The organism is Kitasatospora sp. HPM-01-4 (assembly GCF_051374625.1).
GTDB lineage: Bacteria > Actinomycetota > Actinomycetes > Streptomycetales > Streptomycetaceae > Kitasatospora.
Genome location: NZ_JBPQGP010000005.1, coordinates 2,744,569 through 2,768,154 on the forward strand (window position 1 = coordinate 2,744,569; position 23,586 = coordinate 2,768,154).

The window sequence follows — 23,586 nt, forward strand, 5'->3', positions numbered from 1 at the left end:
GCGCCTCCCCTCGCTCGGCCGGAGGATCAACGCCCGGAGCGGGCGGAGGTCACGCCGTTCCGGTCGGCTTCGAGCTGTCGCGGGCCAGGGCGACCAGGCGGGATATCGCGCGGAGGTACTTCTTGCGGTAGCCGCCGCAGAGCATGTCCTCGGTGAAGACCTGGTCGAACGGGAGGCCGGAGGCGGTGATGGGCAGCTCGCGGTCGTACATCCGGTCGGCGAGGACCACCAGGCGCAGCGCGGTGGACTGGTCGTCGACCTGGTGGACGCCGCGCAGGAAGACCGCCTGGACGTCGTCCAGCAGGGCGCCGTAGCGGCTGGGGTGGACGGCCTTGAGGTGTTCCAGCAGGGCGTCGAAGTCGTCCAGCGCGGCGCCCGGGGTGCGCTGGGCCCGCTCGGTGACGGTCTCGTCGCTGTACGGGGCCGGGGCATCGGGCAGGCCGCGGTGACGGTAGTCCTGGCCGTCGATCCGCACCGGGCGGAAGTGCCCCGAAAGTCCCTGGATCTCGCGCAGGAAGTCGGCGGCGGCGAACCGGCCCTCGCCGAGCTTCTCGGGCAGGGTGTTGGAGGTGGCGCAGAGCTTGACGCCGTTCTCCACCAGGCGGCTGAGCAGGGTGGAGACCAGCACGGTGTCGCCCGGGTCGTCCAGCTCGAACTCGTCGATGCACAGCAGCCGGTGCCCGGACAGGGTCTCCACGGCGCCCCGGAAGGTGAGCGCGCCGACCAGGTTGGTCAGCTCCACGAAGGTGCCGAAGGCCTTGGGGCCCGGGGTGGCGTGCCAGAGCGAGGCGAGCAGGTGGGTCTTGCCGACGCCGTAGCCGCCGTCGAGGTAGATCCCGGCGGGGCCGCTGGGCACGGGGGCGGAGCGGCGGAACCAGCCGCGCTTGGGCGCGGCGCCCGCGTTGTTGAGCGAGGCGGCGAACTGCTCCAGCACCTGGACGGCCTCGTACTGGCTGGGCTGGGAGCTGTCCGGCAGGTAGCTGCCGAAGCTGACGTCGGCGAAGCGGGGCGGCGGCACCATTTCGGCGACCAGCCGCTCGGCGGGCACGACGGGCCGGCGGTCGGTGAGGGCGACCGGTCCGGCGGTGGCTATGGCGCCGGCAGTCGCCTGGGCGGCCGTGGTGTCGGGGTGTGAGGCAGCGGGCACGTCAGTAAAGGGTACGCGCCCCCGTGGAAGACTCTGCGCCATGCATCAACTCATCAGCCCGTCCGGCCCGCCCCAGCAGGACGTCCGGTCCCTGGAGGAGCTGGCCGCCGTGTACGCCTACCCCGAGCAGGTCCGGCGGGGCCGGGCCTGGCTGCGGGCGAACATGGTCGCCTCGCTGGACGGGAGCGCCCGGCTGGAGGGGCTCTCCGAGGGTCTGTCCGGGGACGCCGACAAGCGGATCTTCGGTGTGCTGCGGGCGCTGGCGGACGTCGTGCTGGTCGGTGCCGAGACGGTCCGCGCCGAGGGGTACCGCCCGGCCCGGGCCCGGGCGGACTTCGCCGCGGCCCGCAGGGCGGCCGGGCAGGCCCCGGCGCCGGCCATCGCGATCGTCTCCCGCAGCCTGGAACTCGACTTCGCCGCGTCGCTGTTCACCGAGCCCGTGGTCCGCACCGTGGTGATCACCACCGAGGACTCCCCCGCCGCCGCCCGCCGGGCGGCGGCCGGGGTCGCGGACGTGGTCGTCGCGGGCGAGCGGTCGGTGGACGCGAGCCGGGCGGTGGCCGCGCTCACCGAGCGGGGCTGGACCCGGCAGCTGACCGAGGGCGGCCCCCGGCTGCTGGGCGAACTGGCGGCGGCCGGGCTGCTGGACGAGCTCTGCCTGTCGCTGGCCCCGCTGCTGACCGGCGGCGATGCGCCGAGGATCGCGCAGGGCGGGCAAATGCCTGGCGTGCAGCGGATGCGGCTGGTGTCATTGATGGAGCAGGAAGGTTTCCTCTTCACCCGGTATCTGCGCTCGGCCGATCCGGCCTCCCCGCCCGTTGCGGACCGGGCTCCGGCCTCGGCCGGGTGACCCGGCCTGCGCGTGGCCCATGTGGCACGTGTGCAGCGTGAGGAAAGCGTCCGCCGGGCACTATGAGGGGGGAGCCGCACCCGGGGGATCGCAACTGCGAAGGGACTCACGTGTTCAAGACGGTACTGATGATCGAAAAAGCGCTCTCCGACGCCGACGTGGACCTGGTGACCACGCTCCACGGCGATGAGCAGGTCTCCTTCGTCGTCCTGATGCAGCCCCGCGGCAAGCAGGACGAACTGCTCCGCGCCCTGGACGACGTCGCCCTCGGCCACCTCGACAAGGCGGTGCGCGAGCGCGAGGAGTCCCAGGCCCCCACCGTCGCGAGCGAGTCCCTGGAGCACAGCCTGCGCCACCTGCGGGAGGCCGGAGCCGAGGCGAGCGGCGAGGTCGTCGAGGAGAACCCGCTGGAGCGGCTGCGCGAGGTGGTCGAGCAGAGCACCGCCGACGAGGTCCTGGTACTGACCTCCCCGCACTTCGTCGAGGAGTTCTTCCACCGCGACTGGGCCTCCCAGGCGAGACACAAGGTCGGCGTCCCGGTCCTCAAGCTGTTCGCGAGCGACTCCTGAAGGCCCCCGCCCCGGTAGGGCAGAATCGTCCTTGCGGACCGCCCGCGAGGACGGTTCGCGTTCTGTCATGCCAGCCGGCCCCACTCGGCCACGCCCGCCGGGCCGATTTCCGTACGGAGCACGCCTTGAACGACGTCGCGCACGACCTGCACGCCCCGCACTTCATCGGCATCGGCGGCGCCGGTATGTCCGGGCTGGCGAAGATCCTCGCGATCCGCGGTGCCAAGGTCTCCGGCAGCGACGCCAAGGAGTCCGAGACCGTGCTGGCACTGCGCGCGCTCGGCGCGGACGTCCACGTCGGCCACGCCGCCGAGAACCTCCCGCTCGGGGCCAGCAACGTGGTGGTCTCCAGCGCGATCCGGCACGACAACCCCGAGCTGGCCGCCGCCCGCGAGCGGGGCGTCCCGGTCGTGCACCGCTCCGACGCGCTGGCCGCCCTGATGGGCGGCCGCCGGGCGCTCGCCGTCGCCGGCACCCACGGCAAGACCACCACCACCAGCATGCTCGCCGTCAGCCTCGCCGAGCTGGGCCTGGAACCCTCGTACGCGATCGGCGGCGACCTGGACGCGCCCGGCTCCAACGCCCACCACGGCGCCGGGGACATCTTCGTGGCCGAGGCGGACGAGAGCGACCGCAGCTTCCACAAGTACGCGCCCGAGGTGGCGATCATCCTCAACGTGGAGCTGGACCACCACGCCAACTACGCGTCGATGGACGAGATCTACGAGTCCTTCGAGACCTTCGTCGGCCGGATCGTCGCCGGCGGCACCCTGGTGATCTCCGCCGACCACCCCGGCGCCCGTGAGCTGACCTCGCGGGTCCGCGGCCGGGACGGGCTGAAGGTGGTCACCGTCGGCGCCGCCGAGGACGCCGACCTCCGGGTGCTCTCGGTGGTCCCGCGCGGCATGACCAGCGAGGTCACCGTGGAGCTCGACGGCGCCGAGCTGACCTTCACGGTCTCCGTCCCCGGCCGCCACTACGCGCACAACGCCGTCGCCGCGCTGGCCGCCGGCATCGCGCTGGGCATCCCCGCCCAGGACCTGGCCAAGGCGATCGGCAGCTACACCGGCGTCCGCCGCCGCCTCCAGCTCAAGGGCGAGACGGCCGGCGTCCAGGTGATCGACTCCTACGCCCACCACCCCACCGAGATGGCCGCCGACCTGGAGGCCATCCGCGAGGCGGCCGACGGCAACCGGGTGCTGGTGGTCTTCCAGCCGCACCTGTTCAGCCGGACCCAGCAGCTGGCCGAGGAGATGGGCCAGGCCCTGGCGCTGGCCGACTCCTCGGTGGTGCTCGACATCTACCCGGCCCGTGAGGACCCGATCCCCGGCGTCACCAGCGAGCTGATCATCGACGCCGCCCGCCGGGCCGGTGCCGAGGTCAGCGCCGAGCACTCCTTCGCCGCCGCCCCGGCACTGCTGGCCTCCCTGGCCCGGCCGGGCGACCTGCTGCTCACCATGGGTGCCGGCGACGTCACCAACCTGGGCCCGGAAATCCTCCGCCACCTCGCCGGCGTTTCCACTGACGCCTGACCGACGGACGAGGAGCCCGCGATGAGCTACGAGATCGAGAAGTCCGACGCCGAGTGGCGCGCACAGCTGACCCCCGAGGAGTACCAGGTGCTCCGCCAGGCGGGCACCGAGCGGCCGTTCACCGGTGAGTACACCGACACCAAGACGGTGGGCGTGTACAGCTGCCGGGCCTGCGGCGCCGAGCTGTTCAGCAGCGAGACCAAGTTCGACAGCCACTGCGGCTGGCCCTCGTACTACGCGCCGCTCGCCGAGGACCGGGTGGAGTACCTGGCCGACGAGTCGCACGGCATGCGGCGGGTCGAGGTCCGCTGCGCGCGCTGCGGCGGGCACCTCGGGCACGTCTTCGAGGGCGAGGGGTACGGTACGCCGACCGACCAGCGGTACTGCGTCAACAGCATCTCGCTGCGGCTCAGGCCGGCCGAGTAAGACCGCCCGGCGATAGGGAGCGTGGGTGAAGGAGCGGGGTGAGAGCCGAGTCTGGGCGTGCATCGTGAGGAGAGCGCAGCGGCGCTGCGCGCGACGAGGGATGTGCGTTCAGGCGAGAGCTGTCGGCACGCGACGCCGCGGGCCCTATTGCCGGTCGGTCTAAGTGCACTGGAACCCCGGCTGCGCGGGCACCGCGCGGCCGGGGTTCTCCCTTGCCCGGGGTGCGTCCGGTCCCGGCTCCGGCGCCGCTGCCCGTCTGAGAGACTGATCTTCTGTCAGGGGCGGGAGAGAGGACCACGGTGGCACGGCGACGCAGCTCGGGGGTACTGGCGGTTCTGGCCGAGGCGCAGCGCCAGCAGGCCAGGCAGCGGGAGGAGCAGCGCCGGGCCGCGGTGGCCGCCCAGCGGCAGTACGAGCGCGAGCAGCGCGAGGCCCAGCGGGCCGCCGCGCAGGGGCAGAAGGAGGCGCTGCGGGCGTACCAGCAGGGCCGCGAGGCGGACGCCGCCCGGCGCACCGCCGAGCTGGAGGAGCGGGTGGCCGCGCTGCGCGGGGTGCTCCGGAGCGGGCTCGGCGGGCCGGTGTTCGCGCTGACGGACCTGCAACGCCCGGTCGTGGTACCGCCGTTCGACCCCGGCCCGCTCGGGAACCCGGTCCCGATGCCGGACCGCTCCCGCTACCTGGTGCCGCCGCTGACGGGCGTGCAGGCCCTCAACCCGACCGCCCGGCGCCAGTACGACGAGCAGGTCGCCCATGCGCAGACCAGGTTCGAGCAGGACTGGCACGCCGCCCAGGCCGCCGAGGAGCAGCGGCGGCGGCAGCTCGACCGGTACCGGGCGCAGTACGAGGCCTGGGCCGCCGAGCGCCGCCGGGCCTCGGCCGGCCACGCCGAGCAGGCCGCCCGGCTGGCCGCCGAACTGCGCGGCGGCTCGGCGGACGCGGTGGCCGAGTTCTTCGAGACCGCGCTGGGCTGGCGCGAGGACTGGCCCGAGGGGTTCCCGCAGGACTGTGCGGCCGCCTGGGACGAGGCCGCGGGCCAGCTCGTCGTGGACTGGCGGCTGCCGGGCTTCGAGGTGGTCCCCGAGGTCGCCAGGTACCGCTACGTGAAGTCCACCGACCAGGAGAGCGAGGTCGCCAGGTCCGCCACCGAGCGCAGGGCGGTCTACCGCGAGGTGCTGGCGCAGTGCGCGCTGCGGGTGCTCGCCGAGCTGTTCCTGGCGGACGCCGGCGAGCGCCTCGCCTCGGTGGTGTTCAACGGCTACCTGGAGGCGGTCGACCCGGCCACCGGGCGCCAGGAGCAGCGCTACCTGGTCTCGGTGGCGGTCGAGCGGGCGGTCTTCGGCGCGGTCGCGCTCGACCGGGTCGATCCCGTCGAGTGCCTGGAGCACGGTCTGCGCGGCCGTCTCTCGCCCCGGCCGGAGAAGTCGGAGCCGGTACGGACCGAACGGCTCACCGAGGAGGTCGGCACCTTCCGGGCGGACGCCTCCGCGGAGGATCCCGACCTCTTCGAGATGGACCCGCTGGACTTCGAGAAGCTGCTCGCCGAGCTGTTCCGGCGGCTCGGCTACCAGACCCGCACCACCGAGCGCAGCGGGGACGACGGCGTGGACGTCATCGCCGAGAACCCTGACCCGATCACCGGCGGCCTGTACGTGATCCAGGCGAAGCGCTACCGCAAGACGGTCAGCCCGACCGCCGTCCGCGACCTGGACGCGACCATGGCCCACTTCGGCGCCAACAAGGGCATCCTGGTGACCACCTCGGGCTTCGGCCCCGGATCGCGCCGCTGGGTCGAGGGCAAGCCGCTGACCCTGATCGACGGACCGATGCTGGTCCAGCTGCTCAGGGAGAACGGCCTGCCGGGGCGGCTCGGCCCCGCCACGGTGTCCGTTCCGGCGCAGCCCGTACCGGCCCGGGCCGGGGCCGCCGCCGAACCGGTACTGCTCGCGCCCGGCGCGAACGTGGTCCTGCCGGCCGCCGAACTCGCCGAGCTGTCGGTGCGGTTCGGCTCCGCCGGAGCCGAGGCCGACCTCACGCTGCTCCTGCTCACCGCCCAGGGCACGGTCCGCGGCGACGGGGACTTCGTCTTCTACCACCAGCCCAGCGCCGAGCGCGGTGCCGTGGCGCTGCTTCCCAGGCAGGCCTCGGACGGCCGGAGCACCGAGGGTGCCACCGTCCGGCTGCCCTCGCTGCCGGCGGCGGTCCACCGGGTGGCGGTGTCGGTGAACATGGACACCGACTCGGGCGTCACCTGCGCCGAGCTGCGTGACGCGCTGCTGGAGGTGCACGGGGCCGGCGGCTCGGCCTGGGCCTTCCGGCCGCCGGCCGACCCGGCGGTCTCGGCCATGATCGTCGCCGAGCTGTACCGCTACCGGGCGGGCACGCCGGACGAGGTCTGGAAGCTCCGCGCGGTCGGCCAGGGCTGGGCCGACGGCCTGGCCGGCCTCGTCCGCGCCCATGGCGTGGACGTCTCCTGAGCCGGGCCCCGGCGCCGCGGAAGCACTACCCCTCCAGGTCCCTGACGTACTTCCACTCGCTCGCGCAGCGCTGGTACCCCAGCCAGGTGTTGATCGCGAGCATCGGCGCGTTGGTGGCGTCGTTGTTGGTGTAGGCGTCGGTGCAGCCGGCCGCGAGGGCGCGGTGCAGGGAGTGGGTCTTGGCGAGCTTGGCCAGGCCGCGGCCCCGGTACTCGGGGGCGGTGGTGGTGAAGGCGGACCAGTAGCGCCGGGCGCCGTCGGTCTGGACAGCCACCAGGGCGGCCGGCCTGCCGTGCAGGACGGCGACGGTGGTGAGGCCGCGGTCGAGGTCGGGGCGGTTCCAGAACTCGGCGAGCCAGTCCCGGTAGCCGCGGTCGGCCGCGCCCAGGTCGCCGGGCTCGTCACGGCCGCCCTCGATGTCCAGCAGGTAGAGCGGGTGCGGGTCGTCCACGTAGTCCTCGCCCGTGCGCAGTTCGACACCCGGCGGCGTCCCGGGGACGGGGCGCAGGCCGGCGGTGAGGTCGAGGTGGCCGAAGTGCGCGGTGCGTCCGGCCCGGTAGCCGCGGCGCTCGGCGAAACGGCGCGCGCCGGGCTCGTCGTCCACCCAGGCGTGGACCCGGGTCACCCCGTGTGCCGTCAGATGCCCTTCCGCCGCCGTGAGCAGGGCCCCGCCCGCACCCCGGCCCCGGTACTCGGGCAGCACGCTGATGTTGGCGCCGCCCTGGCCCTTCACGTCGGCGTCCGCGTGCACCGTGCAGCGGGCGGCGCCGACCACCCGGCCGTCCAGTTCGGCGAGCAGCAGCCGGTAGTGCCGGTCGGGGGCGGCCTCGGCGACGACCCAGCGGACGGCCTCGGGGGTCATCAGCAGGTGCGGGCGGCCCGCGCTGTACGCGGCGGAGGCCGCCTCGGCGTCCTCGCTTCGGAAGTCACGTATCGTCAGAGTCATAGGAGACCGAAGCTAGCCGGTGGACCGGCTCGGCGCCGCTGAATTTCCGCGGCCCCGAAAAGCTCAAGTTCAGCTCTGAGTTGGCGGGTTACGGGTTGGCAGCGGCCCCGCGGGGATAGACCCTCAGCAATGAGGCGCGGGAGCGCGACGACGCGCTCCCCGGTCCGATGACACGTACCGCTCATTCCACTGTTCCGCCTTTTCCCGTCTTTCCCACCTTTCCTGATCCCCACATTTCCGTCCGACGCTGTTCGGCGAGCCCTCCGAAGGGGGCGGATCCTTATGACGTCTGCTGCACGTACCTTTCCCCGGCTGGGAGTCGGCATCGGTTGGCGGGCCGAGATCGACACCGTGGTGGAGCGGCTGCCCGGCCTCGACTGGGTCGAGGTGGTCGCCGAGAACCTCTGCCCCGACCACCTGCGTGCCGGTGAACCGCCCGAGTCCCTGCGGGTGTTGAGGGAGCGCGGGGTGACCGTGGTCCCGCACGGGGTGGCGCTCGGCCTCGGCGGTGCCGAACCGCCCGACGCCGAGCGGCTGTCGCGGCTGGCCACGGCGGCCGAGGCCCTGGGCGCGCCGCTGGTCAGCGAGCACCTGGCGTTCGTCCGGGCGGGCGGCACCGAGGCGGGGCACCTGCTCCCGGTGCCGCGCACCAGGGACTCGCTGCGGGTGATCGCGGAGAACATCCGGATCGCCCAGTGCGAACTCCCGGTACCGCTGGTGCTGGAGAACATCGCGGCCCATCTCAGCTGGCCCGAGAACGAGTTCACCGAGGGCGAGTTCCTGGCCGAACTGGTCGAGCTGACCGGCGTCCGGCTGCTGCTCGACGTCGCCAACCTGCACACCAACCGGGTCAACCTGGGCCTGGACGTCGCCGCCGAACTCGACCGGCTGCCACTGGAGGCCGTCGCCTACGTCCATGTGGCGGGCGGGATCGAGCGGGACGGGGTCTGGCACGACACCCACGCCCACCCGGTGACCGAGCCCGTACTGGAGGTCCTGGCCCGGCTCTGCGCGCGGGCGGTGCCGCCCGGCGTCCTGCTGGAACGGGACGACCGCTACCCGCCGCCGGCCGAGCTCGCGGGCGAGCTCGCCGCGATCCGCGCCGTACTGGAAGGGGCCTTGCAGCATGTCTGAACACTTCGAGTACCTGGTCAGGGCGGGCGATCCGGAGCTGGTGGTGGCCCGGGCGCGGCTGGCGCGGCGGCAGGCCGAGCTGCTGTCCGCACTGGTCGCGGGCGGCCCGGTGCCGGAGGGCTTCGACCAGGAGCGGATACGCGTCCAGTCCCAGGTCCTGCTCGCCAAGCGCCGCGACACCGTGGCCAGGGTGGCGCCCGAGGTCGCCCGGCTCCTCGGTGACCAGTACCAGCCGCTGTTCCGCAGGTACGCACAGCAGGGCCCGGCCCTCGGGGGCCACCGGGCGGACGCGCGGGCCTTCGCCGAGTGGGCGGTCGACTGGGCCGCGGTCGGCGTCCCGAACTCGCCCTGGCGGCCCGCCCTGGAGCGCTGGCTGCGGCCCGCCGAACCGCCCCGCCGCCGCTGGCGCCGCTTCCACGGCTGACCGGCACCGACCGGACGGACTCCGCCCGGTGGTTCAACTCGACTACGGGGGAACAGAGATGTGGTACACCGAGTTCGCCGCCGCCACCATCCTGACGGTCGGCGCCGGCCTGTGGACGTCCGGCGCGCTGCAGCGGATGCGCCGGGTGCCGAATCCGCAGGGGCTGCCCGGTCGCGGCCTGCCGCTGCCGGAGACCGCCTTCCTCGCGGGCGGACCGGCCAGGGTGGCGGAGGTGGTGATCGTCCGGATGCAGCAGGAGGGCCGGCTGATCGTCTCCCGGGACGGCCTGGCCACCGTGACCGACGCCGAACCCACAGACCCGGCCGAAGCCGTGCTGATCGGGGCCGCCGGTCCCGGCCGGCAGCGCGAACTGGCCGTACTGCGCCGGGCGGTGATGCGTTCCGCGGAGATCCAGCGGATCGGCGACCGGCTGGCGGAGCGGGGGCTGATGCGGCGCCCCGAGCTGTACCGCGCCGCCGTCCGGGCCCGGCGGTTCCTGCAACTGTCGCTGCTGACGACCCTGGTACTGACCGTACTGACCACCGCGCTCTGGGCCTCCCAGCCCGGGACGGCGCGGGACACGAGCACACCGCCGTTCTTCGCCTTCCTCGGGCTGCTGCTGCTCGGAGCGGTCTGGCTGACCGCGACCAAGCCGGGCAGCGACCGGGTCACTCCGGCCGGACTGCGGCAGCTGAGCCTGATGAAGACCGGTTCCTCACCGTGGCGGCCGGCCGTCGTGGGAGCCGGCGTGGCCACCGCCGTGGTGCTGGGCGCGCTCGCGCTGGAGGGCGTGGAGTCCCTGGAGGACGAGGAGTTGCGCAGGGCCCTCAAGGAGCAGGCCCGCTCGTCGGTCGGCGGCGGTGCGGACGGCTCCGGTGCGGGCTTCGGATCCGACGCGGGCGCGGCGGCGGTCGCCTGGTGCTCGTCCTCCTCGCCCGACGGCGGTCCTGACGGCTCCCACGGCCCGTCCGGCGGCTCGCACGGCTCGTCCTGCGGATCGTCGAGCGGCGGCGGCTCCTCCCCGGGACACGGCGGCGCCTTCGGCCACAGCTGCTCCTCGGGCCACGGTTCGGGGCACGGCGGCTGCTCGTCGGGGCACAGCGGCTGCTCCTCCAGCGGCTGCTCCTCCAGCAGCTGTTCGTCCAGCAGTTGCGGTTCCGGCTGCGGTTCCTAACCATCGGATCGGTCACAGTTCGGTATCGCGAACCGGAAATTCACTTCCGCGAACGGCTCGTCAGGTCTAGAAACAGCCCCATGTGGTTGCTCTTGCTGATACCCGCTTGCCTCGCCGCCGCGCTCTCCTGCTTCCGGCTGGTCAGGGTCGCGGCAACCGCGGACGCGCTCTCCGGGGCCGAGACCGGCCGGCCCGGCGACGCCACCGGGATCGGGCTGTACGAGACCGCGTATCTGGCCGGAGGCCCGGCCCGGGTGGTCGATCTCGCCCTGGTGCTGATGGCCGCCCAGGGCCGCCTGCACCTGGCACACACCGGCTGGACCAGCGTGGTCGACCCGCAGGGCCGCGACCGGCTGGAGCGCGCGCTGATCGAGTGCATCGGCCCCGAGGGGCAGTGCCGGACCTCCGAGCTCCGCGAGCAACTCGCCGTCCACCCGGCCGTGCTGGAGATCGGCGGCCGGCTGGTGCTGGCCGGGCTCGCCACCCCGGCGGTCGTCCAGGAGGCCACGTCAGCGGCGGTCCGGCAGGTGCGGCAGGCACTGCTGCTGAGTCTGCTGCTGCTCGGGGTGTCCATGGCGCTGGCGCCCGACAGCGCGGACGCGGGGGCCGCCGTCGCCTGGTTCGCCCTGCCGCTGGTGCTCACCAGCGGCACTCTGCTGATGGCCCGGGTCGACGTCCACCCCTACACCCGCTGGGCCACCCAGGCCGGCCAGGAGGTGCTCCACGCGGTCCGGCCCGACCCCGCCGGCACCGAGCGGGAACTGCTCACCGCCGTCGCCATGGTCGGCCCGGCCGCCCTTCAGGACGCCCGCCTCCGCGCCGCCCTGCGCAACTGAGCCGCCACCGGCGGCTGCCGCAAGGCGCGGGGCCCTGCCTGGGCGACGGTGTGCACGACCGGCACACCGCGATCACATGATCGCTCAGGCAGGGCCCCGCGCCCCGGACGAACCGCTCAGACCAGGCCGCCGAGCAGCTCGGCGACCGGCTTGCGGCGGCCGGTGAAGAACGGGACCTCCTCGCGGACGTGCAGCCGGGCCCGGGACGGCCGCAGGTCGCGCATCAGGTCCACGATCCGGTGCAGCTCGTCCGCCTCGAAGGCGAGCAGCCACTCGTAGTCGCCGAGCGCGAACGAGGCGACCGTGTTGGCCCGCACGTCGGGGTAGCCACGGGCCATCTGGCCGTGCTCGGCCAGCATCGCCCGCCGCTCCTCGTCGGGCAGCAGGTACCACTCATAGGAACGCACGAACGGGTAGACGCAGACGTACTCGCGGGCCTGCTCGTCGGCGAGGAACGCCGGGATGTGCGACTTGTTGAACTCGGCCGGACGGTGCAGCGCCATGTTGGACCAGACCGGCTCCAGGGCCCGGCCGAAGCCCGTGCGACGGAAGCGGTTGTACGCCTCCTGCAGGTTGTCCGAGTCACCGGAGTGCCACCAGATCATCACGTCGGCGTCGGCGCGCAGGCCGGACACGTCGTAGGTGCCGCGCACCGTGACGTCCTTCGCGGCCAGCTGCTCGAAGAGCTCCTCGACCTCGGCCGCCAGCGCGGCGCGGTCCTCGGGCAGCTCGCTCTTGAGCTTGAACACCGACCACATGGTGTAGCGGATGACCTTGTTGAGGTCGCGGGCCTTCATCTTCGCGGGCTGCTGTTCAGCGGACTCAGTCATGCGCCCATTGTCCCTTCCGTAACGTGTGTGCCGGTCGCGGGGGTCAGTACCTGGTCGACCGCCCGACGTGCGTCGGCGATGCAGGCGGGGATCCCCACCCCGCCGTAGGCGGCGCCGCAGACCGCGAGGCCGCCGACCCGGGCCACCTGCGCGCGGATCCGCTCCACCCGGTCCAGGTGCCCCACCGGGTACTGCGGCAGACCGCCTCGCCAGCGGGTCACCGCACTGTCGTACGGCCGTGCGCGCAGGCCGACCGCCTCGCCGAGGTCGGCCAGCGAGCGGGCGACGAGCTCCTCGTCCGGCAGGTCGAGCGCCTCCTCCTCGCGGTGGCGGCCCAGTGAGGTGCGCAGTACGAAGGTGTCCGGTGCGGAGCGGTCCAGCCAGCCCCACTTGTTGGTGGAGAAGGTGGAAGCCTTGATCGACCGGCCGTCGGCCGGCGGCACCAGGAAGCCGCTGCCGGTCAGCGACCCGGTCAGGTCGGCGCGGCGGAAGGCCAGCGTGACCAGGGCCATGCCCGCGTACTCGACGGCCTCCAGTTCGGCCGCCGCGCCCGGGACGTCAGCGCGCAGCAGCCGGGCGGCCTGCGGCGCGGGGACGGCCAGCACCACCGCGTCGGCGTGCAGCACCTCGCCGCCGGTGACGACCCGCCAGCCCTCGGGGGTGCGGCGCAGCTCGTCCACCGGGCTGTCACGACGCAGGTCGGCGCCGGCCTTGCGGCAGGCGTCGGCGACCGCTTCGGGGAGCCTGCCGATACCGCCCTCGATCCCCTGGAACACCGGTCCGGTGGCGGTGGACCGCGCGGTCAGCTCATGTACCCCGTCGAGCAGCGAACCGCCGCCGCGGGCGATGGGCAGCAGCGCGGGGACGGCGGCGCGCAGCGAGATCTCGTCGGCGTGCCCGGCGTAGACCCCGCCGAGCAGCGGCTCCACCAGCCGGTCCACCACCTCGCGGCCGAGCCGGGCCGCGACGTACTCGCCGATCGAGACGTCCGACTCGACCGGGGCCGTGGCCGGCTCGTGCCTGACCCGGTCCAGGCCCGGCTCGGAGAGCACCCCGGAGACGGCCAGCGCGTCCAGGTCGCCGGGGACGCCCATCACCTGGCCGGCGGGCAGCGGCCGCAGCGCCCCCCTGGTCCAGATCGCGGCCTTCGCCGTGGTCGGCGGCTCCAGCGCCTCGGTGAGGCCGACCTGCCGGGCCAGTTCCACCGCTTCGGGGCGCCGGGCGAGCATCGACTCGGCGCCGAGGTCGACCCGTACTCCGCCGACCTCACCGGCCCGCAGCTTCCCGCCGAGCCGCCCGGACGCCTCCAGCAGCGTGACCTGGGCCTTGGCGCTCGCCGCGTAGGCGGCCGTCAGCCCGGCGATCCCGCCGCCGATCACCACGACATGAGGTTCAACCATGCTCGCAGTCTCGCAGAGCTTTACACCGGGGCCCTCAACCGGTGCGGCACAGCGGCTTGTCGAGCCGGTCGAGATCGATCTTCACTGGAAACGGCACGGGCCGATCGAGCGTCCCCCGGAAGATCCCGGCCGGTGCATAGGCCGAAGTCGACCTTTCGAGCTCGTGGACGTGAGCGACGGGAAGGCCCTTCTCCTCTCCGATGAGCCAGTAGTGCGGGACACCCGCCTCGGCGTACTTCCGCAGCTTCACGGTCCGATCCCGGTGGGCGGACTCCGGCGACGCCACCTCGACTACCAGAACCACCTCGTGTGGACCGAACCAGGTCCGGTCAGGCTCGAACGGGCCCGTGGTCACCACCAGGTCGGGCTCCGGGCGATTCCGCTTGTCGAGGCGGATGGTCATCTCCCGGCCGACTCTCATGCCTTCGGGGGTCTGAGCTTTGAGAGCAACGGCCAGCTCCGTGACCACCTCACCGTGCCACCAACGCTGCGAGGACATCCTGAACACGAGCGCCCCGTCGATCAGTTCGGTGTGCTGAGGAGCTTCGGTCAGCCGATCCAGGTCCTCGGCGAACCAGCCCTCCTCACGGGGCGGATACATCCAGTCGGGCAGCTCGCTCATGGCTCCAAGCTATCCGCCGGCGCCGGTCCGCTGCCACGGAATCACCTCGGGACCACCGGTGGAGAAACCGTCCGGGCGGAACTGTCACATCCGACCGCCCTGCCCCGTCCCCTTCCGGTAGAAGCCGTACGACGCGGGGAGACAGAGCGATGGAGAACACGGTGCTGGTGACCGGGGCGACCGGGGTGCTGGGGCGCGAGGTGGTGCGGCGACTGCGCGGGACCGGGGTGCCGGTACGGGCGCTGACCCGGCGGACGGCACCGCCCGAGGATTCCGAGGTCACCTGGTTCACCGGCGACCTGGCGGCCGGCACCGGACTGGACGCGGCACTCGACGGTGTCCGTACGGTCGTCCACTGCGCGAGCGACGCCCGGCACTTCAAGCAGGACGTCCCCGCGATGGAGAACCTGATCGCGGCGGCGGAGCGCGCCGGGGTCGCACACGTCGTCAACATCTCGATCGTCGGCGTCGACCGGATCCCCTACCCCTACTACGCGGTCAAGCTGCGGGGCGAGCGGATGCTGGCGGCGTCCGGGCTCGGCTGGACCAATCTGCGGGCCACCCAGTTCCCCGAGCTGCTCAACGCGGCGTTCGGGGTGCTGTCCAGGCTCCCGGTGGTCCCGGTGCCGTCGGGGACCGTATGCCAGCCGATGGACCAGGGTGAAGTGGCCGACCGGCTGGTCGAGTTGGCGCTCGGCGCACCGGCGGGCCGGGTGCCGGACCTGGCCGGACCCCGGGTGTACCCGGTGGCCGGGCTGGCCCGGAGCTGGCTGCGGGCGGCGGGCAGGCGCCGCCCGGTGCTGGCGGTGCGCATCCCGGGAAGGACCGGCGCGGCCTTCCGCTCCGGCGCGCACACCGCGCCGGACCGCGCGGTCGGCCGGCGCACCTGGGAGCAGTACCTGACCGACCGGGTCGCCCGCTAGGACGAGCGGGTCGGGCAGGCGCTCGGTGCGCGCCTGCCCGACCGCACGGAGAGGAGCTACCGCGCGCTGGTCTCGTGGACGAACTCGACCAGCCTGGTGAGGGCGTCCGGGTCCATGTTCGGCATGACGCCGTGGCCGAGGTTGAAGATGTGGCCGCTGCCGCCGAGGGCCTGGGCGGCGTGCAGCACCTCACGGGCCTTGGTCTCGACCACGCGGGTGGGTGCGAAGAGGACGGCCGGGTCGAGGTTGCCCTGGAGGGCCTTGCCCGGGCCGACCCGCTCGGCGGCGACGTTCAGCGGTACCCGCCAGTCCACCCCGACCACGTCCGCACCGGCCTGCCCCATCAGGTGCAGCAGTTCACCGGTGCCCACGCCGAAGTGGATCCGCGGCACGCCGTACGGGGCGACGGCCTCGAAGACCTTGGTGCTGGCGGGCATCACCGAGCGGCGGTAGTCGTCCGGTGCGAGCGCCCCGACCCAGGAGTCGAAGAGCTGGATCGCCGAGGCGCCCGCCTCGATCTGGATCTTCAGGAAGGCGGAGGTGATGTCGGCCAGCCGGTCGACCAGCGCGGCCCACAGCTCGGGCTGGCCGTACATCATGGCCTTGGTCTGCTCGTGGCTCTTCGACGGCCCGCCCTCGACCAGGTAGCTGGCCAGGGTGAAGGGGGCACCGGCGAAGCCGATCAGCGGGGTGGAACCGAGCTCCTCCACCAGCATGCCGACGGCCTCGGTGATGTACGGCATGTCGTCCGGCTCCAGCGGGCGCAGCCGCTGCAGGTCGTCGAAGGTGCGGATCGGGTCGGCGATCACCGGGCCGATCTTGGGCACGATGTCGACGTCCACACCGATGGCCTTCAGCGGCACCACGATGTCACTGAAGAAGATCGCCGCGTCCACCTTGTGCCGCCGCACCGGCTGGAGGGTGATCTCCTTCACCAGCTCGGGCCGGGTGCAGGACTCCAGCATCGGGATGCCCTCGCGTACCTTGAGGTACTCCGGCAGCGAGCGGCCGGCCTGGCGCATGAACCACACGGGCGTGTGCGGCACCGGCTCACGGCGCGCGGCACGCAGGAGTGCGGAGTCGTACGCCGCGCCCCGGCGCGCGGGGGTCTGCTGACCGGTCTGGGCTGGCGGGGTCGCCGCGGAAGTCTCACTCACGGTGCAAATCTTCGCATGTGCCCCGGACTGTGCCCCCGGCGGCGAGTCGTGCGTTCCTCCAAGATCTTCGAATGGACCGGATCCGGCGCGCCGCAGGTGCGAAATATGCTCGGATTGCGGCGCCGACCGACCTAGGCTTCCGCTCATGGCAGCGGTCGGCGGGCACCCCGCACAAGGTGGTGGAACGGGCAAGGAGTCGGCGCCGATCGAGTTCCGCGCAGCGGTCGAGGCACTCGGCACGGCGCGGCTGCGGCCCGAGGTACGGCTCTCGCCCACCCCGGCGCCCCGGCGGCTGGCCCCGTACTCGTACGCGCTCACCGCCACCGTCGAGGTGGAGGGCGAGGAGCTGGCGGACGGCCGCCTGGTGCTGCTGCACGACCCGGCCGGCCAGGAGGCCTGGCACGGCGACTTCCGGGTGGTCACCATGACCCGGGCGGAGCTGGAGCCCGAGATCGCCGACGACCCGATGCTCTCCGAGGTGGGCTGGTCCTGGCTGCTGGACTCGCTGCAGGCGCACGGCGCCGGGTACGCGGAGCCGGGCGGCACGGTGACCCACGCCTCCTCGCACTACTTCGGTGCGCTCTCCGACCGGGAGCCGTCCACCGAGATCGAGATCCGGGCGTCCTGGACCCCGGCGGACGGCCGGTTCGAGCGGCACCTGGCGGCCTGGGGCGATCTGCTCTGCGCCTGCGCCGGTCTGCCGCCGAGCGCGGTGGCACCGCTGCCGGACACCCAGTCACTCGGCGGGGTGGTCCCGATGCCCGCGAGGCGGCGCCCGCGGTCCCACTGAGGGGCGACGCGCGGCCCGTTCGGGGCCGGTACGGGGCAATGCCACCCGCAGGACTGACGGGGCGTGGCTTCGACCCCGGTCTGCGTCAATTCGCTGCCCGGTCCTGATCGGTGAGCGTCGATTCTGATCGATTCCGTGCGATTTCGGGGCATGTCGCATCAGTCACCTGCGCGATTTGTCCGTATTGTTACTCACTAGATCGTGATCTTTCGCTAAAGCCGGGCACGGTTGATGCCGAAGGTGTCTGTGACCCTTTCCAAGCGCGGAACACTCCGACCGCCCCCTCGGGGTTCCGTCCGCCACTCCCCGCAGGAGGCCCCTGGTGTCGGTCCTTCTTGAGCACCCCGCAAACGTGGTCGCATACCGTCCGACCAAGCCCACCGCGATGGTGGTCATCGCCGATCCCCGCGTCCGAAACACCGTCACCCGGCACCTGTGGGCGCTCGGCGTCCGCGATGTCATCGAGGTCTCCTCGATCGCCGAGGCCCGCCCCCGGGTCGCCACCCCGCGCGACATCTGCGTCGCCGACGTCCACCTCCCCGACGGCTCCGGACTGACCATCCTGGCCGAGACCCGCGCGGCGGGCTGGCCCAACGGCCTGGCGCTCTCCGCCGCCGACGACATCGGCGCGGTCCGCAGCGCGCTCGCGGGCGGCGTCAAGGGCTACGTGGTCACCGGCACCCGGACCAACATCGCCATGCCCGGTCGTCCCGGACTGCCGCTCGGTGCCGCCGGGCTGGGCGGCCGGATGCGGCGGCCCGGGATGCCGGGCATGCCCGGTGCGGTCGGTGCCCCGGGTGCGCCCGGCGCCCCCGGCGCTCCCGGGGTGCAGCCCGCCGCCTACCGCGAGCTGTCCGGCCGGGAGGTGGAGGTGCTGCGGCTGGTCGCCGAGGGCCAGTCCAACAAGGCGATCGGCGTCGCGATGGGCCTGTCCGCGCTGACGGTGAAGAGCCACCTGGCCCGGATCGCCCGCAAGCTGGGCACCGGCGACCGGGCGGGGATGGTCGCGGTCGCCCTGCGGACCGGCATCATCCACTGAGCCCCGCCGGTATCCGCGTGCCCGTCCAGCGGCCGACAGCAGCAGACCGATCGAGTGGCAGCCCGGAGGAACGTTTCCTCCGGGCTGCCGGTTTTCCCAGGCCCCCGGGTCAGGTCCGTCCGGGCGGGGGGCCATCCGGGGGAACTTGGGCGCGTCGTTGAGCGTGTCGGCTGGGCAGGCATATGTCCGAATACCGTCTGACCAGTCCGACAACCCTCCCGGTCGCAGGCGCCGTCGTACTCTTGGGGGGTGACCGACGCCGTAGCAGCCATCCCAGAAGAGACAGCCCCGGTCCCGCTCCTTGAACCCAGGGAGGGACTCCCACCCGTAGTGGTGGACGAGAGGGTGCTCGCCGAGACGATCGCCGCCTTCGGCGCGGGCAGCGGCCCGGTCGCCGTCGACGCCGAGCGGGCCTCCGGCTACCGCTACGGACAGCGGGCGTACCTGATCCAGCTGCGGCGCGCCGGCGCCGGTACCGCGCTGATCGACCCGATCGCCTGCCCTGACCTGAGCGCGCTCGGCACCGCGCTGGCCGACACCGAGTGGGTGGTGCACGCCGCCACCCAGGACCTGCCGTGTCTGGCCGAGGTCGGCATGCGGCCGCGCCGCCTGTTCGACACCGAGCTGGCCGGCCGGATCGCCGGCTTCCCCCGGGTCGGGCTCGGCCCGATGACCGAGAGCGTGCTCGGCCTCTCGCTGGCCAAGGAGCACTCGGCGGTGGACTGGTCCACCCGTCCGCTGCCGGAGCCCTGGCTGCGGTACGCCGCTCTGGACGTCGAGGTGCTGGTCGAGCTGCGGGACGCACTCGAACAGGAGCTGGACGCCCAGGGCAAGCTCGACTGGGCCCTGGAGGAGTTCGCTGCCATCGCCGACGCGCCGAGGCCGGCCCCCCGGGTCGACCCGTGGCGCCGCACCTCCCAGCTGCACAAGGTGCGCCGCCGACGCCAGCTGGCCGCCGTCCGGGAGCTCTGGCAGACCCGGGACCGGATCGCGCGGGAGCGGGACGTCTCGCCCGGGCGGGTGCTGCCGGACGCGGCGATCGTCAACGCCGCGCTGGCGATGCCGCAGAGCGTTCCGGCGCTGCAGGCGGTGCAGGGGTTCGGTCCCCGGGTGAACCGGCGGCAGCTGGAGCAGTGGCTGGCCGCACTGGCCCGGGCCCGGGAGATCCCGGAGGCCGAGCTGCCGCCGGCGGCGGCGCCGCACGACGGGCCGCCGCCGCCGCGGGCCTGGGCGGAGAAGGACCCGGTGGCCGCGGCGCGGCTCTCCGGCGCTCGGGCGGCGATCACCGAACTGGCCGAGACCAGGCGGCTTCCGGCCGAGAACCTGATCACTCCGGACCTGGTGCGGCGGGTCTCCTGGGAGCCGCCCACCCTGCTCACGGTGGAGGCGGTCGGGGCGGCGCTGCGGGCGCTGGGCGCCCGCCAGTGGCAGGTCGACCAGGTGGCTCCGGTGATCTCGGCGGCGTTCGTCAAGGCCGCCAACGGGGTGGTCAAGGGCGGCTGAGAGTCCGGGCCCTCGGGCAGCCGGTGTACGAACAGGGGCGCGGGGAGCCGCGCGAAGCAGAAAGCGGCGGTGCTCTGCTTCACGCGGCCCCCGCGCCCCTGTGGCGCACCCGGTCGCCCTGACGGCCTCCCCGGCCGTGTTCGACCGTCCGGCTGTCCGCTTGCCGGTGACGACGTGGTGCGGGACACATGGGGTGATCCGGGCGCTGCCCCTGGGCAAGGTAGTTACCGGCGGGTAGCATGGCCGTGAAGCAGCGCCGCTCCATCTGTGACGTCGACTGCGCTAAACGTCATGTCCCCTGGGAGGAGAGCCCCCGTGCCTCGTACCTCACGGGACGTCGTCTTCGTCGACGGCGTCCGCACCCCGTTCGGCAAGGCCGGCCCGAAGGGCATCTACCACGAGACCCGTGCCGACGACCTGGTCGTCAAGTGCATCCGTGAGCTCGTGCGCCGCAACCCGAACCTGCCCGTCGAGCGCATCGACGAGGTCGCCATCGCCGCGACCACGCAGATCGGCGACCAGGGCCTGACCATCGGCCGCACCGCCGGGCTGCTCGCCGGCCTGCCGAAGTCGGTTCCCGGCTACGCCATCGACCGGATGTGCGCCGGCGCGATGACCGCCGTCACCACCACCGCGGGCGGTATCGCCTTCGGCGCGTACGACATCGTCGTCGCCGGTGGCGTCGAGCACATGGGCCGCCACCCGATGGGCGAGGGCGTCGACCCGAACCCGCGCTTCGTCTCCGAGAAGCTGGTCGACGAGTCCGCCCTGTTCATGGGCATGACGGCGGAGAACCTGCACGACCGCTTCCCGCACATCACCAAGGAGCGCTGCGACGCCTACGCCGTGCGCTCCCAGGAGAAGGCCGCCAAGGCGTACGCCAACGGCGACATCCAGCCCGACCTGGTGCCGATCGCGGTCCGCAACACCAACCCCGAGGTCGGCGAGACCGGTTGGGGCCTGTCGACGGTCGACGAGCCGATGCGCCCGGGCACCACGATGGAGTCGCTGGCGGGCCTCAAGACCCCGTTCCGCCCGCACGGCAACATCACCGCGGGCAACGCGGCCGGTCTGAACGACGGTGCCACCGCCTCGCTGCTGGCCGCCGAGGACGTCGCCGAGGAGCTCGGCCTTCCGGTCAAGATGCGCCTGGTCTCCTACGCCTTCGCGGGTGTCGAGCCCGAGGTCATGGGCATCGGCCCGGTTCCGGCGACCGAGAAGGCCCTGGCCAAGGCCGGCCTGACGATCGAGGACATCGGCGCGTTCGAGATCAACGAGGCCTTCGCCGTCCAGGTGCTGGCCATGCTCGACCACTTCGGCATCGCCGACGACGACGAGCGCGTCAACCCGTACGGTGGCGCGATCGCCTTCGGCCACCCGCTGGCCTCCTCCGGCGTCCGTCTGATGACCCAGCTGGCCCGGCGCTTCGAGCAGCGCCCGGACGTCCGCTACGGTCTGACCTCCATGTGCATCGGCTTCGGCATGGGCGGAACGGTCATCTGGGAGAACCCCCACTGGAGCGGCGCGACCGACTCTGCCGAGTTCGAGGGTGGTAAGTGACGATGACGAGCACCACTGAGCTGCTGACCCGCGGCGCCGAGCTGTTCCCCGCCGAGGTCGTCACCACCGCGCACGTCCGCCACCTCGACCTGCCGCTGCAGGCCGGCAAGCTGGCTCTGATCACCCTGGACAACGGCTTCGACCACACCAAGCCGACCACCTTCGGCCCGGGCTCGCTGCTGAAGCTGTCCGCCGCGCTGGACCAGGTCGAGGCCGAGGCCGCCGAGCAGAAGATCGTCGCGGTCGCCGTCACCGGCAAGCCGTTCATCTTCGCGGTCGGCGCCGACCTCAAGGGCGTCGAGATCCTCAAGGAGCGAGAGGACGCGCTGGCCATCGGCAAGGGCGGCCACGAGGTCTTCAAGCGGATCGCCGCGCTGCCCGTCCCGAGCTTCGCCTTCTACAACGGCGCGGCGATGGGCGGCGGTGTCGAGGTCGGTCTGCACTGCACCTACCGCACCATCAGCTCGGGCGTCCCGGCGTTCTCGCTCCCCGAGGTCTTCCTGGGCCTGGTCCCGGGCTGGGGCGGCTGCACCATCCTGCCGAACCTGATCGGTCCGGCCAAGGCCGTCAAGGTCATCGTCGAGAACTCGATGGCCCAGAACAAGCAGCTCAAGGGCAAGGACGTCTTCGAGCTGGGCATCGCCGACGCGATCTTCGAGCCGGCCGACTTCCTGGAGCAGTCGCTGCTCTGGGCGGCCAAGGTGCTCAAGGGCGAGACCGTCGTCGAGCGCGAGGAGATCGACCGCGGCAAGGCCTGGGACGACGCCGTCGCCTGGGGCCGGATGGTCGCCGACGCCAAGGTGCACGGCGCCGCCCCGGCCGCGTACAAGGCGCTGGACATCATCCAGCAGGTCAAGGACCAGGACCTGCAGGCGGGCTTCGACGCCGAGGACGTGGCGCTGGCCGACCTCATCATGAGCGGCGAGCTGCGCAGCGGCATCTACGCGTTCAACCTGGTGCAGCGCCGGGCCAAGAAGCCCTTCGGTGCCCCGGACAAGTCGCTGGCCCGCCCGGTCACCAAGGTCGGCGTCGTGGGCGCGGGCCTGATGGCCTCGCAGCTGGCGCTGCTGTTCGCCCGCCGTCTGGAGGTGCCGGTGGTTCTCACCGACATCGACCAGGAGCGCATCGACAAGGGCGTCGGCTACGTCCACGGCGAGATCGACAAGCTGCTGGACAAGGGTCGGATCGGCAAGGACAAGGCCAACAAGCTCAAGGGCCTGGTCTCCGGCCACCTGGACAAGGCCGTTGCCTTCGGCGACGCGGACTTCGTGATCGAGGCCGTGTTCGAGGAGATGGGCGTCAAGCAGAACGTCTTCGCCGAGCTGGAGGCCGTGGTCTCGCCGACCACGATCCTGGCCACCAACACCTCCTCGCTGTCGGTCACCGAGATGGCCTCCAAGCTCCAGTACCCGGAGCGCGTGGTCGGCTTCCACTTCTTCAACCCGGTCGCGATCCTGCCGCTGCTGGAGATCGTCCGCGCGGAGAAGACCGACGACGCCTCGCTGGCCACCGCCTTCGCGGTCGCCAAGAAGCTGAAGAAGACCGCCGTCCTGGTCAAGGACGCCCCGGCGTTCGTGGTGAACCGGATCCTGACCCGCTTCATGGGCGAGATCCAGAACATCATCGACGAGGGCACCCCGATCGAGCAGGTGGAGAAGGCCGTTCTGCCGCTCGGCCTGCCGATGTCCCCGATCGTGCTCCTCGAGCTGGTCGGCCCGGCCATCGCGCTGCACGTCTCGGAGACCCTGCACGGCGCCTTCCCGGAGCGGTTCACCGTCTCGGAGAACCTCGGCAAGGTGGTCAAGGCCGGCAAGCGCGGCTTCTACACCTGGGTGGACGGCCAGCAGGTCCTCGACCCCGAGGTGCTGGCGCTGCTCTCCTTCGGCGACAGTGTGCTGACCGAGGAGCAGGTCCGCGAGCGGGCGCTGAACGCGGTCGCCGAGGAGATCGGCCTGATGTTGGACGAGGGCGTCGTCGGCGAGGCGCAGGACATCGACCTGTGCATGATCACCGGCGCCGGCTGGCCCTTCCACCTGGGCGGGATCACCCCGTACCTGGACCGTGAGGGCGTCTCGGAGCGCGTCAACGGCAAGCGCTTCCTGGCGCCGGGCGTGGCCTCCGTGCCGACCGCCTGAGCCGGACGGGCACCCTGGCGCGAGCCGAAGGGCAATCGAGGCCGGGCGCGCCCGGAGGCTGGTGAGGAACACCCCCTCGCGAGCCGAAGGGCGCGCCGGTGCCGAAAGCGACGAG

Annotated in this window: 19 protein-coding genes and 1 pseudogene; 14 read left to right on the plus strand and 6 right to left on the minus strand. The window is 72.8% G+C overall.

The window, feature by feature from the left end; all coding sequences use genetic code 11:
- Positions 1-49: 49 nt before the first annotated feature.
- Complete coding sequence (zapE, locus tag ACSMTC_RS11675) at positions 50-1,147, minus strand: cell division protein ZapE (RefSeq protein ID WP_436559600.1); 1,098 nt, start codon at positions 1,145-1,147, stop codon at positions 50-52.
- 40 nt (positions 1,148-1,187) lie between these two features.
- Here zapE and ACSMTC_RS11680 point away from each other — a divergent pair, with 40 nt between their 5' ends.
- The 5 genes from ACSMTC_RS11680 to ACSMTC_RS11700 all read left to right on the plus strand — a co-directional run bounded on the left by ACSMTC_RS11680 (position 1,188) and on the right by ACSMTC_RS11700 (position 6,998).
- Complete coding sequence (locus ACSMTC_RS11680) at positions 1,188-1,997, plus strand: pyrimidine reductase family protein (RefSeq protein ID WP_436559601.1); 810 nt, start codon at positions 1,188-1,190, stop codon at positions 1,995-1,997.
- A gap of 110 nt (positions 1,998-2,107) precedes the next feature.
- Complete coding sequence (locus ACSMTC_RS11685) at positions 2,108-2,566, plus strand: indole-3-glycerol phosphate synthase (protein WP_436559602.1); 459 nt, start codon at positions 2,108-2,110, stop codon at positions 2,564-2,566.
- 125 nt (positions 2,567-2,691) lie between these two features.
- Positions 2,692-4,098, plus strand: a complete 1,407-nt coding sequence (gene murC / locus ACSMTC_RS11690) for a UDP-N-acetylmuramate--L-alanine ligase (RefSeq protein WP_436559603.1) — start codon at positions 2,692-2,694, stop codon at positions 4,096-4,098.
- Between the two features lie 21 nt (positions 4,099-4,119).
- Positions 4,120-4,524, plus strand: coding sequence for a peptide-methionine (R)-S-oxide reductase MsrB (gene msrB, locus ACSMTC_RS11695; protein ID WP_436559604.1), 405 nt, complete (start codon positions 4,120-4,122; stop codon positions 4,522-4,524).
- A gap of 299 nt (positions 4,525-4,823) precedes the next feature.
- Positions 4,824-6,998, plus strand: coding sequence for a restriction endonuclease (locus tag ACSMTC_RS11700; RefSeq protein ID WP_436559605.1), 2,175 nt, complete (start codon positions 4,824-4,826; stop codon positions 6,996-6,998).
- Between the two features lie 25 nt (positions 6,999-7,023).
- Here ACSMTC_RS11700 and ACSMTC_RS11705 read toward each other — a convergent pair whose 3' ends face one another.
- Positions 7,024-7,944 carry a GNAT family N-acetyltransferase gene (locus ACSMTC_RS11705; protein ID WP_436559606.1) on the minus strand — a complete coding sequence of 307 codons (921 nt, stop codon included), beginning with the start codon at positions 7,942-7,944 and terminating at the stop codon, positions 7,024-7,026.
- Positions 7,945-8,226: 282 nt separating this feature from the next.
- On the opposite strand from ACSMTC_RS11705, the pseudogene ACSMTC_RS11710 reads away from it, so the two are divergent.
- From ACSMTC_RS11710 to ACSMTC_RS11720, 3 genes and pseudogenes are all read left to right on the plus strand, one after another.
- Positions 8,227-9,502: pseudogene (locus tag ACSMTC_RS11710) on the plus strand (MbnB/TglH/ChrH family RiPP precursor modification enzyme).
- A 58-nt stretch (positions 9,503-9,560) separates the two neighbouring features.
- Positions 9,561-10,676: a TIGR04222 domain-containing membrane protein gene (locus ACSMTC_RS11715; RefSeq protein WP_436559607.1), complete on the plus strand. Its 1,116-nt coding sequence runs from the start codon at positions 9,561-9,563 to the stop codon at positions 10,674-10,676.
- 80 nt (positions 10,677-10,756) lie between these two features.
- Positions 10,757-11,512 carry a TIGR04222 domain-containing membrane protein gene (locus tag ACSMTC_RS11720; RefSeq protein ID WP_436559608.1) on the plus strand — a complete coding sequence of 252 codons (756 nt, stop codon included), beginning with the start codon at positions 10,757-10,759 and terminating at the stop codon, positions 11,510-11,512.
- A gap of 116 nt (positions 11,513-11,628) precedes the next feature.
- Here the strand turns inward: ACSMTC_RS11720 and hemQ are convergent, their stop codons facing one another.
- From hemQ to ACSMTC_RS11735, 3 genes are read right to left on the minus strand one after another with little or no spacing between them, the layout of a single operon-like run.
- Positions 11,629-12,342 carry a hydrogen peroxide-dependent heme synthase gene (hemQ, locus tag ACSMTC_RS11725; RefSeq protein ID WP_436559609.1) on the minus strand — a complete coding sequence of 238 codons (714 nt, stop codon included), beginning with the start codon at positions 12,340-12,342 and terminating at the stop codon, positions 11,629-11,631.
- Positions 12,339-13,742 carry a protoporphyrinogen oxidase gene (gene hemG / locus ACSMTC_RS11730; protein WP_436559610.1) on the minus strand — a complete coding sequence of 468 codons (1,404 nt, stop codon included), beginning with the start codon at positions 13,740-13,742 and terminating at the stop codon, positions 12,339-12,341. The genes hemQ and hemG overlap by 4 nt, the downstream gene beginning before the upstream one ends.
- Positions 13,743-13,776: 34 nt before the next feature.
- Positions 13,777-14,364, minus strand: a complete 588-nt coding sequence (locus ACSMTC_RS11735; RefSeq protein WP_436559611.1) for a Uma2 family endonuclease — start codon at positions 14,362-14,364, stop codon at positions 13,777-13,779.
- Between the two features lie 149 nt (positions 14,365-14,513).
- Between ACSMTC_RS11735 and ACSMTC_RS11740 the strand changes: the two genes are divergently transcribed.
- Complete coding sequence (locus ACSMTC_RS11740; RefSeq protein ID WP_436559612.1) at positions 14,514-15,287, plus strand: SDR family oxidoreductase; 774 nt, start codon at positions 14,514-14,516, stop codon at positions 15,285-15,287.
- A gap of 56 nt (positions 15,288-15,343) precedes the next feature.
- Here the strand turns inward: ACSMTC_RS11740 and hemE are convergent, their stop codons facing one another.
- A complete protein-coding gene (hemE, locus tag ACSMTC_RS11745; RefSeq protein WP_436559613.1) occupies positions 15,344-16,444 on the minus strand; it encodes a uroporphyrinogen decarboxylase in 1,101 nt (366 codons plus the stop codon).
- A gap of 145 nt (positions 16,445-16,589) precedes the next feature.
- On the opposite strand from hemE, the gene ACSMTC_RS11750 reads away from it, so the two are divergent.
- The 5 genes from ACSMTC_RS11750 (at position 16,590) to ACSMTC_RS11770 (ending at position 23,471) form a co-directional block, all read left to right on the plus strand.
- Complete coding sequence (locus ACSMTC_RS11750) at positions 16,590-17,234, plus strand: DUF3000 domain-containing protein (RefSeq protein ID WP_436559614.1); 645 nt, start codon at positions 16,590-16,592, stop codon at positions 17,232-17,234.
- A 322-nt stretch (positions 17,235-17,556) separates the two neighbouring features.
- Complete coding sequence (locus tag ACSMTC_RS11755) at positions 17,557-18,273, plus strand: helix-turn-helix transcriptional regulator (RefSeq protein ID WP_344635188.1); 717 nt, start codon at positions 17,557-17,559, stop codon at positions 18,271-18,273.
- A 249-nt stretch (positions 18,274-18,522) separates the two neighbouring features.
- A complete protein-coding gene (locus ACSMTC_RS11760; protein ID WP_436559615.1) occupies positions 18,523-19,776 on the plus strand; it encodes a ribonuclease D in 1,254 nt (417 codons plus the stop codon).
- A 315-nt stretch (positions 19,777-20,091) separates the two neighbouring features.
- Positions 20,092-21,336 carry a thiolase family protein gene (locus tag ACSMTC_RS11765; RefSeq protein WP_436559616.1) on the plus strand — a complete coding sequence of 415 codons (1,245 nt, stop codon included), beginning with the start codon at positions 20,092-20,094 and terminating at the stop codon, positions 21,334-21,336.
- 2 nt (positions 21,337-21,338) lie between these two features.
- The gene (locus tag ACSMTC_RS11770; RefSeq protein WP_436559617.1) at positions 21,339-23,471 is read left to right on the plus strand and encodes a 3-hydroxyacyl-CoA dehydrogenase NAD-binding domain-containing protein; all 2,133 of its coding nucleotides are present in this window, start codon (positions 21,339-21,341) and stop codon (positions 23,469-23,471) included.
- The last annotated feature ends 115 nt before the right edge of the window (positions 23,472-23,586 follow it).

Bases quoted from the DNA above. Each gene is read 5' to 3' on its own strand.
- ACSMTC_RS11770 (WP_436559617.1), top strand. From the start codon at position 21,339: ATGACGAGCACCACTGAGCTGCTGACCCGCGGCGCCGAGCTGTTCCCC.
- ACSMTC_RS11715 (WP_436559607.1), top strand. From the start codon at position 9,561: ATGTGGTACACCGAGTTCGCCGCCGCCACCATCCTGACGGTCGGCGCC.
- ACSMTC_RS11705 (WP_436559606.1), bottom strand. From the start codon at position 7,944: ATGACTCTGACGATACGTGACTTCCGAAGCGAGGACGCCGAGGCGGCC.
- ACSMTC_RS11750 (WP_436559614.1), top strand. From the start codon at position 16,590: ATGGCAGCGGTCGGCGGGCACCCCGCACAAGGTGGTGGAACGGGCAAG.
- msrB (WP_436559604.1), top strand. From the start codon at position 4,120: ATGAGCTACGAGATCGAGAAGTCCGACGCCGAGTGGCGCGCACAGCTG.
- ACSMTC_RS11740 (WP_436559612.1), top strand. From the start codon at position 14,514: ATGGAGAACACGGTGCTGGTGACCGGGGCGACCGGGGTGCTGGGGCGC.
- ACSMTC_RS11720 (WP_436559608.1), top strand. From the start codon at position 10,757: ATGTGGTTGCTCTTGCTGATACCCGCTTGCCTCGCCGCCGCGCTCTCC.
- hemQ (WP_436559609.1), bottom strand. From the start codon at position 12,342: ATGACTGAGTCCGCTGAACAGCAGCCCGCGAAGATGAAGGCCCGCGAC.
- hemG (WP_436559610.1), bottom strand. From the start codon at position 13,742: ATGGTTGAACCTCATGTCGTGGTGATCGGCGGCGGGATCGCCGGGCTG.
- ACSMTC_RS11735 (WP_436559611.1), bottom strand. From the start codon at position 14,364: ATGAGCGAGCTGCCCGACTGGATGTATCCGCCCCGTGAGGAGGGCTGG.
- ACSMTC_RS11680 (WP_436559601.1), top strand. From the start codon at position 1,188: ATGCATCAACTCATCAGCCCGTCCGGCCCGCCCCAGCAGGACGTCCGG.